Source organism: Agromyces sp. P1_H4 (genome assembly GCF_056405255.1).
The window spans coordinates 1-16,704 of sequence record NZ_JBFUCL010000041.1 but is presented as its reverse complement, the minus strand read 5'-3'; the positions used below and the strand labels follow the sequence as shown (position 1 = coordinate 16,704).

General features: G+C 70.0%; 15 protein-coding genes. 5 read left to right on the top strand and 10 right to left on the bottom strand.

The genetic code is table 11. The annotated features are described in order from the left end of the window. From AC1DY2_RS04705 to AC1DY2_RS04685, 5 genes are all read right to left on the bottom strand, one after another. Positions 1-537: SURF1 family cytochrome oxidase biogenesis protein (locus tag AC1DY2_RS04705; RefSeq protein ID WP_476761354.1), on the bottom strand; the 537-nt coding region annotated here is incomplete at its 3' end. An 11-nt stretch (positions 538-548) separates the two neighbouring features. Continuing rightward, a complete protein-coding gene (locus AC1DY2_RS04700; RefSeq protein ID WP_476761353.1) occupies positions 549-1,049 on the bottom strand; it encodes a cation:proton antiporter regulatory subunit in 501 nt (166 codons plus the stop codon). 55 nt (positions 1,050-1,104) lie between these two features. After that, positions 1,105-2,850 (bottom strand): glycerol-3-phosphate dehydrogenase/oxidase, encoded by a 1,746-nt coding sequence (locus AC1DY2_RS04695; protein ID WP_476761352.1) that lies wholly within the window; start codon positions 2,848-2,850, stop codon positions 1,105-1,107. Positions 2,851-2,958: 108 nt separating this feature from the next. After that, entirely contained in the window at positions 2,959-4,083 is a 1,125-nt protein-coding gene (locus AC1DY2_RS04690; RefSeq protein WP_309977398.1) for a GuaB3 family IMP dehydrogenase-related protein, read from the bottom strand. 62 nt (positions 4,084-4,145) lie between these two features. Further along, positions 4,146-5,846: an ABC-F family ATP-binding cassette domain-containing protein gene (locus tag AC1DY2_RS04685; protein WP_476761351.1), complete on the bottom strand. Its 1,701-nt coding sequence runs from the start codon at positions 5,844-5,846 to the stop codon at positions 4,146-4,148. Between the two features lie 114 nt (positions 5,847-5,960). Here AC1DY2_RS04685 and AC1DY2_RS04680 point away from each other — a divergent pair, with 114 nt between their 5' ends. After that, complete coding sequence (locus AC1DY2_RS04680; RefSeq protein WP_476761350.1) at positions 5,961-7,115, top strand: MalY/PatB family protein; 1,155 nt, start codon at positions 5,961-5,963, stop codon at positions 7,113-7,115. A gap of 43 nt (positions 7,116-7,158) precedes the next feature. Here the strand turns inward: AC1DY2_RS04680 and guaB are convergent, their stop codons facing one another. Continuing rightward, positions 7,159-8,661, bottom strand: coding sequence for an IMP dehydrogenase (gene guaB / locus AC1DY2_RS04675; protein ID WP_476761349.1), 1,503 nt, complete (start codon positions 8,659-8,661; stop codon positions 7,159-7,161). Between the two features lie 343 nt (positions 8,662-9,004). On the opposite strand from guaB, the gene AC1DY2_RS04670 reads away from it, so the two are divergent. From AC1DY2_RS04670 to AC1DY2_RS04655, 4 genes are read left to right on the top strand one after another with little or no spacing between them, the layout of a single operon-like run. Next, positions 9,005-10,222, top strand: a complete 1,218-nt coding sequence (locus AC1DY2_RS04670; protein WP_476761348.1) for a branched-chain amino acid ABC transporter permease — start codon at positions 9,005-9,007, stop codon at positions 10,220-10,222. 15 nt (positions 10,223-10,237) lie between these two features. Next, complete coding sequence (locus AC1DY2_RS04665) at positions 10,238-11,218, top strand: branched-chain amino acid ABC transporter permease (RefSeq protein WP_476761355.1); 981 nt, start codon at positions 10,238-10,240, stop codon at positions 11,216-11,218. Continuing rightward, positions 11,208-12,125 (top strand): ABC transporter ATP-binding protein, encoded by a 918-nt coding sequence (locus AC1DY2_RS04660; RefSeq protein ID WP_476761347.1) that lies wholly within the window; start codon positions 11,208-11,210, stop codon positions 12,123-12,125. Before AC1DY2_RS04665 ends, AC1DY2_RS04660 begins: the two co-directional genes overlap by 11 nt. Next, positions 12,112-12,879 carry an ABC transporter ATP-binding protein gene (locus tag AC1DY2_RS04655; protein ID WP_476761346.1) on the top strand — a complete coding sequence of 256 codons (768 nt, stop codon included), beginning with the start codon at positions 12,112-12,114 and terminating at the stop codon, positions 12,877-12,879. The genes AC1DY2_RS04660 and AC1DY2_RS04655 overlap by 14 nt, the downstream gene beginning before the upstream one ends. A gap of 84 nt (positions 12,880-12,963) precedes the next feature. On the opposite strand, the gene AC1DY2_RS04650 is transcribed toward AC1DY2_RS04655, so the two are convergent. The 4 genes from AC1DY2_RS04650 to groES form a co-directional block, all read right to left on the bottom strand. Beyond that, entirely contained in the window at positions 12,964-13,347 is a 384-nt protein-coding gene (locus AC1DY2_RS04650) for a tautomerase family protein (protein WP_476761345.1), read from the bottom strand. Positions 13,348-13,489: 142 nt separating this feature from the next. After that, positions 13,490-14,785, bottom strand: a complete 1,296-nt coding sequence (locus AC1DY2_RS04645) for an ABC transporter substrate-binding protein (protein WP_309977382.1) — start codon at positions 14,783-14,785, stop codon at positions 13,490-13,492. Between the two features lie 240 nt (positions 14,786-15,025). Next, positions 15,026-15,991, bottom strand: a complete 966-nt coding sequence (gene rarD / locus AC1DY2_RS04640) for an EamA family transporter RarD (RefSeq protein WP_476761344.1) — start codon at positions 15,989-15,991, stop codon at positions 15,026-15,028. A 156-nt stretch (positions 15,992-16,147) separates the two neighbouring features. After that, entirely contained in the window at positions 16,148-16,444 is a 297-nt protein-coding gene (groES, locus tag AC1DY2_RS04635; RefSeq protein ID WP_309977380.1) for a co-chaperone GroES, read from the bottom strand. Positions 16,445-16,704: the final 260 nt, after the last annotated feature.

Here is a 16,704-nt window from a genome sequence, read left to right as displayed (position 1 = left end):
GTCGTCGTAGTCGGCCCAGACGTTGATGAGCTGCGCCACCGCGACGCTGCGGATCGCCAGCGGATCCTGGTCGTCCTCGGGCGCGATCGGCGCCTCGCTCGGGAGGAAGCGTCCGACCACCGTCACCTCACCGCCGGCGGCGACGTCCGCGTCGAAGCGCGCGGCGGCCTCGCGGGCGGTGTCGAGGTCGTCGGTCCAGCCGAGGGCGACGGGAAGGCCGCCCGGCGTGGCATCCGTCACCTCGAGGTGCGCCACCGGCCAGTACCCCATGACGCCGTCGTTCAGGCGGCCCTCGACCACCACGGTGTCGCCGGGCACGAACGTGCCCGACAYCTCGACGCGCTGGCCGGTCGACGCCTGCAGGGTGGGACCGTCGGGCTCGGCCACGTCGGCGAGGGGCCGCACCTCCTCGGTCGGCCGCTCCACCACCACGGCCTGCTCGACGGCGCGCTCGAGCTGCCACTGGCCGAGCAGCGCGAACGCCGCGGCGATGCCGAGGGCGAGCAGGAGCGCGAGCACCCAACGCGGGCGCAACATCATCTGGAGCATCAGGCCTCGGTGTCTCCGCCCGCGCCCTCACGGACGGCCCGGAAGACGACCTCGATGCCGTCGGTCGGCCCGACCGCGACGAGGGTGTCCCCGGCGAGCAGGACGAAGTCGGCCGGGGGCGACGGGTGCGCGTGGTCGTCGCGCACCACGGCCACGAGCACGACTCCGGATGCCGCAGGCAGGTCGCCGATGGTGCGCCCGGCGATCGCGTCGTCGGCTTCGATCGTGACCCAGTCGATCGGCACTCCGGGCAATTCGTCGAGCTCGGCGATGGACTCCACGATGCGCGTGCCGCCGAGCAGCTCGGCAACGGTGCGCGCCTCGTCCTCGTCGAGCCGTACGGAGATCGCCTCATCGTCGTCGCGTGCGCCGGCGGGCCTGCTCACGAGGTCGCTGGAACCGGTGCGGTGCGCCACGACCGCGATCTCGGCACCTTCGGTCGTGGTGATGGAGTGCAGCACGCCGACCCCGGGGAGGGTGACCCGGCGGACATCAACCATGGCGCGGACTCTCCTCGGTCGGGGGTGGTTCGCGCCCCAGTCTAATCTCGCCCGCTCAGTCGACCTTGACGATGTCGGGCGCCTCCAGCCGCACCCGGTCGGCGGACTCGTCGTCGGGCTGCTGCTGCGACTCGCGCTCGGCGGCGACGCGCTGCAGGTAGCGCTCGACCTCGAGCGCCTCGCGGGCCTCGTCCCAGCCGAGCACGCCGCCCATGAGCCGCGCGGCGACCGGCGCGGCCGACACCCCGCGGTCCCACGCCTCGATCGAGATGCGCGTGCGGCGCGCGAGCACGTCGTCGAGGTGCAGGGCGCCCTCGTGCGAGGCCGCGTACACGACCTCAGCGCCGAGGTAGTCGTCGGCTCCCGGCAGCGGCTCGCCCAGCGAGGCATCCGCGCGGATCAGGTCGAGCAGCTCGTCGGTCATCGTGCCGTAGCGGTTCAGCAGGTGCTCGATGCGCACCTTGTGCACCCCGAACGCCTTGGCGATCTTGCCGCGCTTGTTCCACGCGGCCTGGTAGCCCTCCGCCCCGAGCAGCGGGATCTCCTGGGTGGTCGACGGCGGCACGCGGCCGTCCATCGCGTCGGCCGCGGCGTCGATGGCGTCCTTCGCCATCACGCGGTACGTCGTCCACTTGCCGCCGGCCACGACGACGAGGCCGGGCACGGTGTGCGCGACGATGTGCTCGCGCGAGAGCTTCGAGGTCTGGTCGCTCTCGCCCGCGAGCAGCGGACGCAACCCGGCGTACACGCCCTCGACGTCTTCGCGGGTGAGCGGCACCGCGAGCAGCGCGTTCACGTGCTCGAGCAGGTAGTCGATGTCGGCGGCGGTCGCCGCGGGGTGCGCCTTGTCGAGGTTCCAGTCGGTGTCGGTCGTGCCGATGAGCCAGTGCCGGCCCCACGGGATCACGAACAGCACGCTCTTCTCGGTGCGGAAGATCATGCCCATGGCCGACTGGATGCGATCGCGCGGCACCACGAGGTGGATGCCCTTCGACGCGCGCACCTTGAACGTGCCGCGCTCCCCGACCATGCGCTGCGTGTCGTCGGTCCACACGCCGGTGGCGTTGACGACCTGCTTCGCGCGGATCTCGAAGTGCTCGTCGGTCTGCAGGTCGTGCGCCTTGACGCCGACGACCCGCTCGCCGACCTTCACGAAGCCCTCGACCTTGACGCGGCTCGCGACGTGCGCGCCGTAGAACGAGGCCGTGCGGGCGAGGCTGGCCACGTAGCGGGCGTCGTCGACCTGTGCGTCGTAGTACGTGAGGCCGCCCACCAGCGCGTCGTTCGACAGTGACGGGATGGCGCGCATGACCTGCCGCTTCGACAGGTGGCGGTGGTGCGGCACGCCCGGCGGGCGCCCGCCGGTGTAGCTGAAGACGTCGTAGAGCAGCATGCCGGCGCCCACGTAGATGCGCTCGAACACCCGCCGCTTCAGCGGGTAGAGGAAGCGCACGGGCTTCACGAGGTGCGGCGCGATGCGCTGCAGCAGCAGCCCCCGCTCGATGAGCGCCTCGCKGACGAGGCGGAAGTCGAGCTGCTCGAGGTACCGGATGCCGCCGTGCACGAGCTTCGACGAACGGCTCGAGGTGCCCGACGCCCAGTCACGGGCCTCGAGCAGGCCGGTGGAGAGCCCGCGCGTCACCGCGTCGAGCGCCGCGCCCGTGCCGACGATGCCGCCGCCGACCACGATGATGTCGAGTTCCTTCTCCTTCAGCCGCCGGATCGCGGCCTCGCGCTCCTCGGGCCCGAGCTTGGTCGAGCGCGTCACCGACTTCTGCGTCGTCAGCCTCTGTGTCGCCATCGTCGCTCTCCGTCCCCGCGGCCGCACGACGCCGCCGCGTGATCCCGTTCCACGCTACCCGCTGGGTACGACGGATGCCACGGACGCGCAGGGGCTTGCGGCGAGGACTCAGGCGCCCTGGTACGGCGCGACGACGACCTCGACGCGCTGGAACTCCTTGAGGTCGGAGTATCCAGTGGTCGCCATGGAGCGCCGCAGGGCGCCCACGAGGTTCGCGGTGCCGTCCGCAGCGGGCGCCGGGCCGTAGAGGATCTCCTCGAGCGCGGCGACCTGGCCCACGTGCACGCGCTGCCCGCGCGGGAGCTTCGAGTGGTGCGCCTCGGCGCCCCAGTGGTAGCCGCCGCCGGGCGCGTCGGTCGCCCGGGCCAGGGCCGCGCCGAGCATCACCGCATCGGCGCCGCAGGCGATGGCCTTCACGATGTCGCCCGACTTGCCGACGCCGCCGTCGGCGATGACGTGCACGTAGCGGCCGCCGGACTCGTCGAGGTAGTCACGACGCGCGCCCGCGACATCCGCCACCGCCGTGGCCATGGGCGCATGGATGCCGAGCGTGGCACGCGTGGTCGAGGCGGCGCCGCCGCCGAACCCGACGAGCACGCCGGCCGCGCCCGTGCGCATGAGGTGGAGGGCCGCGGTGTACGTCGCGGCACCGCCGACGATCACCGGCACGTCCAGCTCGTAGATGAACTTCTTGAGGTTCAGCGGCTCCTGGTTCTTCGAGACGTGCTCGGCCGAGACCGTGGTGCCCCGGATCACGAACAGGTCGACGCCGGCCGCGACGACGGTCTCGTAGAGCTCCTGCGTGCGCTGCGGCGAGAGCGCGCCTGCGACCGTGACGCCCGCCGCGCGGATCTCCGCGAGCCGGGCGGTGACGAGGTCGGGCTTGATGGGCTCGGCGTAGAGCTGCTGCATCCGCTCGGTCGCCTGCTCGGGCGTGAGGTTGCGGATCTCGGCGAGCACGGGCTCGGGGTCCTCGTAGCGGGTCCAGAGGCCCTCGAGGTCGAGCACGCCCAGGCCGCCGAGCTCGCCCATCATGATCGCCGTGCGGGGCGACACGACCGAGTCCATCGGCGCGGCCAGGAACGGGAGGTCGAACTGGTACGCGTCGATCGACCAGCCCACCGAGACATCCTCGGGGTCGCGCGTGCGGCGGCTGGGAACGATGGCGATGTCGTCGAACGCGTAGACGCGGCGGCCCCGCTTTGAGCGGCCGATCTCGATCTCCTGGGTCACCCCTCAACCCTAGCGAACGGGTCCGGCGCGGCCCGCAGGCGCCCGCATCCGCCGCAGCCGGCTCACCGCTCGCGCACCACGCGCCCCTCATCCCACACGGGCGCATCCGCCTCGACGACCTCGCCGTCGGAGCGGAACACCACGAACCGGTCGAAGCTGCGCGTGAACCACCGATCGTGGGTGACCGCGAGCACCGTGCCGTCGAAGCGCGACAGCGCGTCCTCGAGCGCCTGCGCCGAGACGAGGTCGAGGTTGTCGGTGGGCTCGTCGAGCAGCAGCAGGGTGGCGCCCGACAGCTCGAGCATCAGGATCTGCAGGCGCGCCTGCTGCCCGCCCGACAGCGACTCGAAGCGCTGCTGGGCGGATGCCGCGAGCCCGTACCGGTCGAGCGCCGAGCTCGCCGCCTCCCTCGCCATGCCGTCGCGGTTCGCGTCGCCGCGATGCAGGATGTCGAGCAGGGTGCGCCCGCGGAACTCGGGGTGCTCGTGGTTCTGCGCGAACCACCCGGGCACCACGCGAGCGCCGAGCACCGCCCGGCCGGCGTGCGGCACCCGCGCGAGCGTCTCCCCCACGGTCGTGACGTGGCCGAGCGTGCGATCGGGCTCCGTGCCGCCGCCCGCGAGCAGCCTCAGGAAGTGCGACTTGCCCGACCCGTTCGAGCCGAGCACCGCGACGCGGTCGCCGTACCAGACCTCGAGGTCGAACGGCCGCATGAGGCCGGTGAGCTCGAGCCCCTCGCACACGACGGCGCGCTTGCCCGTGCGGGCGCCCCTCAGCCTCATCGACACGTCGTGCGCCGGCGGCCGCTCCTCGGGCGGCCCGGCCTCCTCGAACTTGCGCAGGCGCGTCACCGCCGCCTGGTAGCGCGACGCCATGCCGTCGTTGTACGTCGCCTTCACCTTGAGCGTCGCGACGAGCTGCCTCAGCGCCGCGTGCTGCTCGTCCCATCGGCGTCGCAGCTCGTCGAGCCGCTCGAAGCGCTCCTCGCGAGCCCGGTGGTAGCCCTCGAAGCTCCCGCCGTGCACCCACGCGGTGTTGCCTGCCGCGCCGAGCTCGAGCGTCACGATGCGGTCGGCGGCGCGCGCGAGCAGCTCCCGGTCGTGGGAGACGAGCAGCACCGTCTTCTGCGTCGCGCGCAGCTCGCCCTCGAGCCAGCGCTTGCCGGGCACGTCGAGCGAGTTGTCGGGCTCGTCGAGCAGCAGCACCCGCTCCGGCCCGCGCAGCAGCGCCTCGAGGGCGAGCCGCTTCTGCTCCCCGCCTGAGAGCGTCGAGAGGTCGCGCCACTTCGCGCGCTCGAACGGCAGCCCGAGTGCGGCGGTCGTGCAGTGGTCCCAGACGACCTCCTGCTCGTAGCCGCCCGCCTCCGCGTACTCGGCGAGCGCGGTCGCGTAGCGCATCTGCGCGGCGGTGTCGTCGCGTTCGATGAGGGCGTCCTCGGATGCCTCGAGCTCGAGCGCCGCGTCGCGCAMCCGCTTCGGCGCCACCGAGACGAGCAGCCCGGCGACCGAGTGCGAGGCGCCCGGCGCCGTCTGACCGGTGCCGACGAACTGGTCCATCACGCCGAGGCCGCCGTCGACCTGCACGCTGCCCTCGTCGGGTCGCAGCTCACCGCGGATGATGCGCAGCAGGGTCGACTTGCCCGCGCCGTTGGCCCCGATGAGCGCGGTCGTGCGTCCCTCGGTGACACGGAACGCGAGGTCGGCGAGCAGCGGCCGGCCGTCGGGCAGCGAGAAGGAGACGCCGTTGACGTCGATGAAACCCATGCGAGTGTCCGTTCGGTTCGCGGCATCCGCCACGGCGCCCGAAGGCAGCCGATCAGACTATCGCCACGCGGCATCCGTCGCCACCTCGCCCGAGTCGTGCGGCAAGCTGGAGGCATGCAACGCGTCGCCGCCGAACCGCTCGATGTCCTTCGCACCCGCACGAGCGCGAAGTGGCGCTCCTACCCCGACGACGTCCTGCCGCTGCCCGTCGCCGAGATGGACTACCCGCTCGCCGAGCCGATCGCCAGGGCCCTGCACGCCGCCGTCGATCGCTCGGACACGGGGTACGTCGCGAGCAGTCGCCCCGTCGCCGAGGCCTTCCAGGGTTTCGCCGACGCGCGGCTCGGCTGGGACGTCGACCCCGCCCGCGTGACCTGCACCGCCGACGTCAGCCTCGGCAACGTCGAGGTGCTCCGCCGCGWCACCCGACCCGGCGACGGCRTCATCATCACACCGCCGGTCTACCACCCGTTCTTCGACCTGCTGCCCGAAGCAGGGGCCACGGTGGTCGARGTGCCGCTCCTCGGCGGCATCGACGAGGGCTGGTCGCTCGACCTCGACGGGATCGACGCCGCGTTCGCGGCGGGCGCACGGGCGATGCTGCTCTGCAATCCGCACAACCCGACGGGCACGATCCCGGATGCCGCCGAGCTGGCCGCACTGGCCGAGATCGCCGCCCGCCACGACGCGACCATCGTGTCGGACGAGGTGCATGGTCCCCTCGCGCAGCCGGGCACGCCCTACACGCCGTTCCTCACGGTGTCGGATGCGGCCCGCGAGCACGGGATCGCGGTCACCGCCGCCACGAAGGCCTTCAACCTCGCCGGGCTCAAGACCGCGCTCATCGTCAYGGCGAGCGAGCGGGGCGACCGCGTTCGGGGCTCGCTGCCGTACGAGGTGGAGTGGCGCACGAGCCAGTTCGGCGCGATCGCGACGATCGCGGCATTCCGCGAGGGCGGCCCGTGGCTCGACGGCGTGCTGGCGAGCCTCGACGACAACCGCCGGCTGCTCGCCGACCTCGTCGCCGACGAGCTGCCCGGCGTGCGCTACCGGATGCCGGACGCCACGTACCTCGCCTGGCTCGACCTCACGGCGCTCGGCTGGGGCGACGACCCGGCCGCGTACGCGCTGGAGCACGCCCGGGTCGCCCTCGCGAACGGACCGATGTTCGGTGCCGTCGCCGGTCGCGGGTATGCCCGCCTCAACTTCGCGTGCACGCCCGAGGTGCTCGACGAGGCGGTGCAGCGGCTCGCCGAGGCCCGGAGGTGACGTGACGGAAGCGTGTCGCGGCTTCGCCGCGCCACGCTGACCTTCACCGCGTGTAGTTCGGCGCCTCCACGACGATCTGCACGTCGTGGGGGTGCGACTCCTTGAGCCCGGCCGGAGTGATGCGGACGAAGCGGCCCTTCGCCTTCAGCTCCTCGACCGTGCGCGCACCGACGTAGAACATCGACTGGCGGAGCCCGCCGATGAGCTGGTAGGCCACGGCGGAGAGCGGACCACGGAACGGCACCTGGCCCTCGATCCCCTCGGGGATGAGCTTGTCGTCGGAGGGGACATCCGCCTGGAAGTAGCGGTCCTTGGAGTACGAGGTCTTCTTGCCGCGGGTCTGCAGCGCGCCGAGCGAGCCCATGCCGCGGTACGTCTTGAACTGCTTGCCGTTCTGGAAGACGAGCTCACCTGGGCTCTCGGCGGTGCCCGCGAGGAGCGAGCCGAGCATGACGGTGTCGGCACCGGCGACGAGCGCCTTCGCGATGTCGCCCGAGTACTGCAGCCCGCCGTCGGCGATGAGCGGCACGCCGGCCGGCTTCGTCGCCTTGGAGGCCTCGTACACAGCGGTCACCTGCGGCACGCCGACCCCCGCGACGACGCGCGTCGTGCAGATCGAACCTGGGCCGACCCCGACCTTGACCGCGTCTGCGCCGGCGTCGACGAGCGCCTGCGCGCCCTCGCGGGTCGCGACGTTGCCGCCGATCACGTCGATGTGCGCGAACGACGGGTCGGACTTGAGGCGGCGGATGATGTCGAGCACGCCCGCGCTCTCGCCGTTGGCCGTGTCGACGACGAGCACGTCGACGCCCGCGTCGCGGAGCGCCTCGGCACGCTCCCACGCGTCGCCGAAGAAGCCCATGGCCGCGCCGACGCGGAGACGGCCCTCTGCATCCTTCGTGGCGTCGGGGTACTGCTCCGACTTGTCGAAGTCCTTCACCGTGATGAGGCCGGTGAGCCGCCCGGCGCCGTCGACGAGCGGCAGCTTCTCCACCTTGTGCTGCGCGAAGATGGCGATCGCCTCGTCGGGGTCCATGCCCACGCGACCGGTGATCAGCGGCATCTTCGTCATGACGTCGCGCACGAGCGTCGACGGCTTCTCGAAGTCGGAGACGAAGCGCATGTCGCGGTTCGTGATGATGCCGACGAGCACGCCGTCGCCGTCGATGACCGGCAGGCCGCTCACCCGGTAGGTCGCGCACAGGTGGTCGACCTCGGCGACGGTCGCATCGGGGGTGGTCGTCACCGGGTTGGAGACCATGCCCGACTCGCTGCGCTTGACCCGGTCGACCATGTCGGCCTGCTCGGCGATCGAGAGATTGCGGTGCAGGATGCCGATGCCGCCCTGTCGCGCCATGGCGATCGCCATGCGCGCCTCGGTGACGGTGTCCATCGCGGCCGACAGCAGGGGGGTCGCGACCTGGATGCGACGGGTGAGGCGCGACGTGGTGTCGGCCTCGCTGGGGATCACGTCGGTGTGACCTGGCAGGAGCAGGACGTCGTCGTAGGTCAGCCCTGTGAATCCGAACGGATCTGCCTGATCCATGTCTCCCCTTCGTTCCGAGTCTGGGTGCGCGCCCGCACGGCGAGGGTCGCGCGACGGGATGCATCAATGTTAAGCGAGTTTGCACGGCGGGCATTCCCCGGATAACAATCGAGGGCCATTGTCTCCGTGCATGAAACACATGGGACATAATCGGCACGTACTGTCGACGACGACGTCGACGGGGAAGACCCGGACCCGAGACGGCCAACAGCCGGCCGGGACCCTTGGAGGTGCAGTGGAACCCACGCAAACAGTCGCACGACGTTCACGCGGGAGGTGGCTCATCCTCCTCGGAATCCTTCTTTCCGCACTCACTCTGTCCGGCATCGCAGCGTCCCCTGCGATGGCGGAGGCCGGGAGTGCGGCGACAACGGAAGCCGAGGAGTTCGAGTACTTCTTCGTGGGCAACGTCACGTTCGACGACAAGCCGCTGCGCGGCGTCCAGATCAGCGTCGAAGGCAACGGCTACGACGCTGAGACGAAGACCGACGCCGACGGCAAATGGCGCCTCGGCGTGCCCGAGAAGGGCGAGTACAAGCTGACCCTCGACGAGGAGACCCTGCCCAAGGGCGTCGTCGTCAAGGAGGGCCAGAACACCGTCACCGCCGAGTTCGGGCTCACGAAGCTGAAGGCGGTGAACTTCTTCCTCGGCGAGGGCCAGCGCACCACGACCGACCTCGGCGCCCAGGTGTTGATCCGCGTGATCAATGGCCTGAACTTCGGGCTCCTCCTGGCGCTCGCGGCGATCGGCCTGTCGCTGATCTTCGGCACCACCGGCCTCTCGAACTTCGCCCACGCGGAGATGATCACGTTCGGCGGCCTCATGGTGCTCACCTTCGGCGTCGACCTGGCCCTGCCGATCTGGCTCGCCATCATCATCGCCATCGTGCTGAGCGCCGCGCTCGGCTGGACGCTCGACGCCACGATCTGGAAACCGCTCCGGCGGCGCGGGGTGGGCCTCATCCCGCTCATGATCGTGAGCATCGGCCTCTCGCTCGCGCTGCGGTACACCTACCAGTTCTTCTACGGCGGAGCGACGAGGCAGCTGCCCGGTGCGACCATCCCGTCCGACATCCACCTCGGACCTGTGACGCTGTCGTGGATCGACGTCGCGAGCATGGCGACCTCGATCGTGGTGCTGCTGGCCTTCGCGTTCTTCCTGCTGCGCACGCGCATCGGCAAGGCGACGCGGGCGGTCTCCGACAACCCGAGCCTCGCCGCGGCGAGCGGCATCGACGTCGACCGGGTCATCCGCATCGTGTGGATCGCGGGCGGCGCGCTGGCGGGCCTCTCCGGCATCCTGTGGGCCTACTTCCGGCCCGGCGTCAGCTGGGACATGGGCTTCCAGATCCTGCTGCTCGTGTTCGCCGCGGTCACCCTCGGTGGCCTGGGCACTGCGTTCGGCGCGCTCGTCGGGTCGATCATCGTCGGCCTCTTCATCGAGCTGTCGACGCTGTGGCTGCCTTCCGACATGAAGTACGTGGGCGCACTGATCGTGCTGATCCTCGTGCTGCTGTTCCGACCGCAGGGCATCCTCGGTCGCCGCGAGAGAATCGGCTAAGGAGGACCGACCATGATCGACTGGATTGCGATCTTCTCCAACGCGGCGCAGGAGCTCATCAGCCCCACGACCGCCGCCTACGCCCTCGCCGCCCTCGGCCTGGCGATCCACTTCGGGTACACGGGCCTCCTGAACTTCGGTCAGGCGGGCTTCATGGCCCTCGGTGCCTACGGGTTCGCCATCTCGACGCTGTCGTTCGGATTCCCCGTGTGGGCGTCCGTGCTCGTCGGCGTCGGGGCATCCGTGATCTTCGCGCTGATCCTCGGCATCCCGACCCTTCGGCTCCGCGCCGACTACCTCGCGATCGTCACGATCGCGGCGGCCGAGATCCTGCGGCTCATCTTCACGACGAACACGTTCGACTCGCTCACCGGCTCGGCGAGCGGCCTGCAGGGCTACAAGGGCGGCTTCGCCGACCTGAACCCGATCCCGCCGGGCACCTACGGCTTCGGTCCATTCACGTACAACGCGTACGACTGGTGGATCCGGATCGTGGGGTGGACGCTCGTGATCGTGTTCGCGCTGCTCACCTGGCTGATCATCCGCAGCCCGTGGGGTCGCGTCATCAAGGGCATCCGCGAGGACGAGGACGCCGTGCGCGCGCTCGGCAAGAACGTCTACTCCTACAAGATGCAGAGCCTCATCCTCGGTGGCGTCTACGGCACCCTGGCGGGCATGATCTTCGTCCTGCCGCGCGCGGTCGTGCCGGCGAACTACCAGACGTCGCTCACGTTCTTCATCTACGCGATCCTGCTCCTCGGCGGGGCCGCCACGATCCTCGGGCCGATCGTCGGCTCGATGATCTTCTGGGTGCTGCTCTCCTTCTTCTCGGGCTTCATGGCCCGGGCGGTGGAGGCGGGCTGGTTCCCGTTCATGACGCAGGTGCAGGCCGGGCAGCTCCGGTTCATCCTCGTCGGCATCGCGATCATGTTGATCGTGGTCTTCAGGCCCCAGGGCATCTTCGGAAACAAGAAGGAGCTGGCCTTTGTCAAGTGATGTCACTCCCACGTCCAAGCCGGTGAAGACCACCGGCCTCCACGTCGGCGAGGCCGGACCGGGTGTCCGCAAGGTCGACCCGATCCTCATCGCCGACGGCGTCAAGCGCACCTTCGGCGGCCTGACGGCCGTCGACGTGGGCCACGTCGAGATCCCGCGCGGCGCGATCACCGCGCTCATCGGCCCGAACGGCGCCGGCAAGACCACGTTCTTCAACCTGCTCACGGGCTTCGACAAGCCAGACGAGGGCACGTGGGAGTTCGACGGTCGCTCGCTCGCGCACGTCCCCGCCTACCGGGTGGCGCGCATGGGCCTCATCCGCACGTTCCAGCTCACCAAGGCGCTCGGCCTCCTCACCGTCATGGACAACATGAAGCTCGGGGCCAAGGGCCAGGGCGGCGAGAACCTCTTCCGCTCGGTGCTCCCGTTCCTGTGGCGCAAGCAGGAGGACGAGATCGAGGAGAAGGCAGTCGAGCTCCTCACCCGGTTCAAGCTCGACACCAAGCGGGAGGACTACGCGGCGAGCCTCTCGGGCGGCCAGCGCAAGCTCCTCGAGATGGCGCGGGCGCTCATGAGCGATCCCACGCTCGTGATGCTCGACGAGCCGATGGCGGGCGTCAACCCGGCGCTCACCCAATCGCTGCTCGAGCACATCCTCGACCTGAAGTCCCAGGGCATGACCGTGCTCTTCGTCGAGCACGACATGCACATGGTGCGGCACATCGCCGACTGGGTGATCGTGATGGCCGAGGGCAAGATCGTGGCCGAGGGCGACCCGCACACCGTCATGCAGGACCAGGCCGTGATCGACGCCTACCTCGGCGCCCACCACGACACGGACATCGGCATCGAAATCGACACGGAGCATGTCGACGTACTGAAGGAGCTCATCGATGACGAACAGTGAACCCGCCGCCGGCGCGGTACTCGACCCCGTGGCCGACACCGTCGTCGAGGTCGACGCCATCACGGCCGGCTACCTTCCCGGCGTGAACATCCTGAACGCGTGCTCCCTGGTCGCCCGGCAGGGCGAACTCATCGGCATCATCGGACCGAACGGCGCCGGCAAGTCGACGCTGCTCAAGTCGATCTTCGGGCTCGTGAAGGTCCGCCAGGGCACGATCAAGCTCAACGGCGAGGAGATCACCAACCTCAAGGCGAACAGGCTCGTCGCCAAGGGCGTCGGGTTCGTGCCGCAGACGAACAACGTGTTCCCGTCGCTCACCATCCAGGAGAACCTGGAGATGGGCATGTTCCAGAAGCCCAAGGGCCTCAAGGAGCGGCTCGAGTTCGTCACCGAGATCTTCCCCGAGCTCGGCAAGCGACTCGGCCAGCGCGCCGGCTCGCTGTCTGGCGGTGAACGGCAGATGGTCGCCATGTCGCGTGCCCTGATGATGGGCCCGCACGTGATGCTCCTCGACGAGCCGTCGGCCGGCCTCTCCCCCGTGCGCCAGGACGAGGCCTTCCTGCGCGTCAAGGAGATCAACCGCGCGGGCGTCACGACCATCATGGTCGAGCAGAACGCGCGTCGCTGCCTGCAGATCTGCGACCGCGGCTACGTGCTCGACCAGGGCCACGACGCCTACACCGGCACCGGCCGGGACCTGCTGAACGACCCGAAGGTCATCGGCCTCTACCTGGGTACGCTCGGGCAGGACTGAGTCACCACTCCACGAAGGGGCGGATGCTGCGGCATCCGCCCCTTCGTCGTTCGTGGGCGCTGCGCCGCTCGGCGGGAGGACCCCTCAGACGTCGAGGTCGAAGCCGAGGTCCACATCCGTCGCGGGAACCCCGTGGAGGCCCCAGTCCTCGAGCGGCGGCTCGTGGAGGACGACGATCAGGTCATCGGGCGAGACGCCGAGGGCGGCGAAGCGCCGCGCGATCGACGCGAAGAGCGATCGCTTCGCGTCCGCCGAGCGTCCGGGGAAGATCGTGATCTCCACGAGCACCGTGGAGGCGCCGGGATCTGCGACCGAGAAGCGCTCCGCCGGGTACTCGAGGTACCGGATGTGCCGGTCGTCGACGGGCACTCGGAGCGCCTCGCGTTGCGCCTCGTACACCGCCTCGATGAGCCCGTCGCGGACCTCGATGGAGAACGCGCCGCGGACCTCGATCTTCGCCAACGGCATCGGACGCTCCTTTCGCTCGGTGGCGAGGGCGAGCCCCACGGGCGTGCAGGACCGCCCGCGCCTCTCCGGTCAGGCTACGGGCGCCGGCGGGCACGCGAAAGGGCCCCAGCCGAAGCCGGGGCCCTTCCGTGCGACACGCGTACTAGTTGATGCGCTCGTACTTGTTGTCGTCGCCGTACTGGTAGACGCCGATGGTCGCCTCGGTGGGGTCACCGTGCTCATCGAGCGTGATCGGGCCGGAGGGGCCGTCGTAGTTGATCTGGTTGCCCTCCTGCAGCTGGGTCGCGCCGGCCGTGAAGTCGGTCACGACCTCGCCGTCACCGGTGCCGCCCGACACCTGGCGGAGGTACTTGGCGATGTCGGCACCCTCGGTGCTGTTCGCCGCGTACGCCGCAAGGGCGATGAGCATGGTGGCGTCGTACGACTCGGGGCCGTAGCTGAAGTCGGCGAGGTCGGGGTTCACCGCGAGCATGCGGTCCCGGAAGTCGTCTTCAAGCTTCGGGCCGGGCAGCGTGCCCTTCGAGCCGGCGATGAGGCCGGGTGCGAAGTCCGCGCTGTAGTCCGACAGGTTGCCGTCGACGAAGTACAGCTGGTCGCCGGGGTAGCCCGAACCGACGAGCGCGGGGACGACGACCTTGGCCTCGTCGAAGGTGATGACGGCGACGGCGTCGGGGTTCGCGGCCTTGATGGCCGAGAGCTGCGCGTCGAAGTTCGAGTCACCCGTGTTGAAGAGCTCCTCGGCGACGACCTCACCGCCGGCTGCCTCGAACGACTCCTTGGTCGCAGCCGCGAGGCCGGTGCCGTAGGGGTCGTTCAGGACGAGCAGGCCGAGCGTGGATGCGCCGTCCTCGGCGATCTGGTTGCCGAGCACCTCACCCTGGAGCAGGTCGGACGGCGCGGTACGGAAGTACAGGCCGTTGTCCTCGTAGTCGGTGAAGTCGGGCGACGTGTTCGCCGGCGAGAACTGCACGACACCGGCCGAGGTGATCTGGTCGATGACCGTGAACGAGACACCCGAGGAGGCGGCACCGACGATGGCCGAGACATCCTGCGAGAGCAGGTCGGTCACCGAGACGGTCGCGATGTCCGTCGTGGTGTCACCGGAGTCGCGGTAGACGACCTCGATGTTGAGCCCCATGTCGGCCTCGTTGATCTCCTTGGCGGCGAGCGCGACGCCGGCCTCCTCGGGCGGGCCGAGGAACGCGAGCGTTCCACTCTGCGGAAGGATGGTGCCGATCTTGAGGGTCAGGTCGCGGTCGCCTGCCTCGATGGGCAGGGCGTCGCCGGCGGCGGCCTCGGTCGGTTCATCCGACTCGGCGGGGGCCGGGGCACCCGAACTGCACGCCGTGAGGAGGAGGGCACTGACGCCGGCGAGGGCGACCCCCGTCCATGCTGCGCGAGCCGAGCGCGAGGCCGTGGCCTTCGCGAATACGCTCATGTTGCTCCTTGGGACTGAAGGATTGGTACACAAAAGCAGCGTCTGGTGACGCCGTGTTTTGACACTATGGTGCCTCCAAGGCCGAAACAAGTCGCCGCGGTCACAACCGTGTAACACCGCAGGAATCGTTACCTTGCCGACACCTTCCCCGGCCCACGCGCAGCAAATCGTCGTGTCCGCTGGAGTTCACGCGCGGATCGCGCGTGACCCCCACCCGGGGGCAATCGAGCCGGCGRCCGGTCAGATGGGCTCCTCGAGCACCTCGGCGGCGGTTCGCCGGGACGACCGGGCCCCCCGCACGAGGTCGACGGTGAGCACGACGAGGGCCACCCACACGAGCGCGAACCCGACCCATCGCTCGGGGGGCATGGGCTCATGGAGCACGACCACGCCGACGAGGAACTGGATGAACGGGGCGAAGTACTGGATGAAGCCCATGTAGATGAGCGGGAGCCGACGGGAGGCCGCCGCGAAGAGCAGGAGCGGCACCGCGGTGACCGCGCCGAGGCCGATGAGCAGCACGGTGTGCCAGGGGTTCACCGTGCCGACGGTGAGCCCGGTGGTCAGCGCCACGAACACGAGCTGCACGATGGCGAGCGGCGCGAGCCAGACGGTCTCGAGCGTGAGGCCCGACACCGCGTCGACCTTCGGTCCGACGCGCTTCTTGATGAGGCCGTAGAACCCGAAGGAGAAGGCCAGCACGAGGGCGATCCACGGCAGCTGTCCGTAGCCGACCGCGAGCACGACGACCGCCAGGATCGAGATGCCGACCGCGACCCACTGCGTGACGTTCAGTCGCTCCCGCTGCACGAGCACGCCGAGGAAGACCGTGACGATCGGGTTGATGAAGTAGCCGAGCGCCGCCTCGACGACCTGGTTCGTCGTCGCGGCGAAGACGTAGGTCTGCCAGTTGATGAAGATGAGGAGCCCCGCCAGGCCCATCGTGAGCAGGATGCGCCGATCGCGGAACAGCACGCCGAGCGCACGCCAGGCCCGCGTCACCGTGATGAGCAGGGCGCAGAAGACGAGGGAGAAGAGCACTCGCCACGCCACGATCTCGACCGGGCCCGAGGGCGCCAGCGCGATGAAGTAGATCGGGAGGAAGCCCCRCAGCACATAGGCGCTGACCGCGAACGCCAGCCCCGACCGGCTCACCGGAGCGTGATCGGGGGTCGTGGGGGGCGTGAGCGGTTCCGAGCGTGACACTCGATCCAGCCTACGCCGGGGGCATCGCCGGGAGCTCGAGGCCGGCTGCCATTGGGCGACGACATGCCGTCAGGGCGACGACCGGCGCTGCGGCATCCGGAGACGGCAGAAGCCCGGATGCCGTATGGCATCCGGGCCTCTGAGCGTGCGTGTCGACTAGCGGACGACGACGGCGAGCACGTCGCGCGCCGAGAGCACGAGGAGCTCCTCGCCGCCGAACTTGACCTCGGTGCCGCCGTACTTCGAGTAGATGACCTTGTCGCCGACGGCCACGTCGAGCGGGACGCGGTTGCCGTTGTCGTCGATGCGGCCGGGGCCCACTGCCACGACCTCGCCCTCCTGGGGCTTCTCCTTGGCGGTGTCGGGGATCACGAGACCCGACGCGGTGGTCTGCTCTGCCTCGACCTGCTTGATGACGATGCGATCCTCGAGCGGCTTGATGGAAACCGACACGGTTGACCTCTTTCTTGACGGAAGACTGGTTAGCAGCCTCACAGCGAGAGTGCTAAACCGAGTCTAGGGCCGATTTGGCACTCGTGCAACGTGAGTGCCAGCGCGCGGGAACGGGGTGCTAGCGTGGCCGGGTGGAACGCGCCGAGCTCGTCGAACTGCTCTCGCCCGAGGGCCTCCGGCTGCTCGACTCGCTTCCCGATTGGGACGCCAAGGCCGACATCGTGCGCGTCGTCGCCGAGTTGCGCCGCGCGGGCCACTCC

Bases quoted from the DNA above. Each gene is read 5' to 3' on its own strand.
- AC1DY2_RS04670 (WP_476761348.1), top strand. From the start codon at position 9,005: ATGGCGGAGGCCGGGAGTGCGGCGACAACGGAAGCCGAGGAGTTCGAG.
- AC1DY2_RS04700 (WP_476761353.1), bottom strand. From the start codon at position 1,049: ATGGTTGATGTCCGCCGGGTCACCCTCCCCGGGGTCGGCGTGCTGCAC.
- guaB (WP_476761349.1), bottom strand. From the start codon at position 8,661: ATGGATCAGGCAGATCCGTTCGGATTCACAGGGCTGACCTACGACGAC.
- AC1DY2_RS04655 (WP_476761346.1), top strand. From the start codon at position 12,112: ATGACGAACAGTGAACCCGCCGCCGGCGCGGTACTCGACCCCGTGGCC.
- AC1DY2_RS04645 (WP_309977382.1), bottom strand. From the start codon at position 14,785: ATGAGCGTATTCGCGAAGGCCACGGCCTCGCGCTCGGCTCGCGCAGCA.
- AC1DY2_RS04650 (WP_476761345.1), bottom strand. From the start codon at position 13,347: ATGCCGTTGGCGAAGATCGAGGTCCGCGGCGCGTTCTCCATCGAGGTC.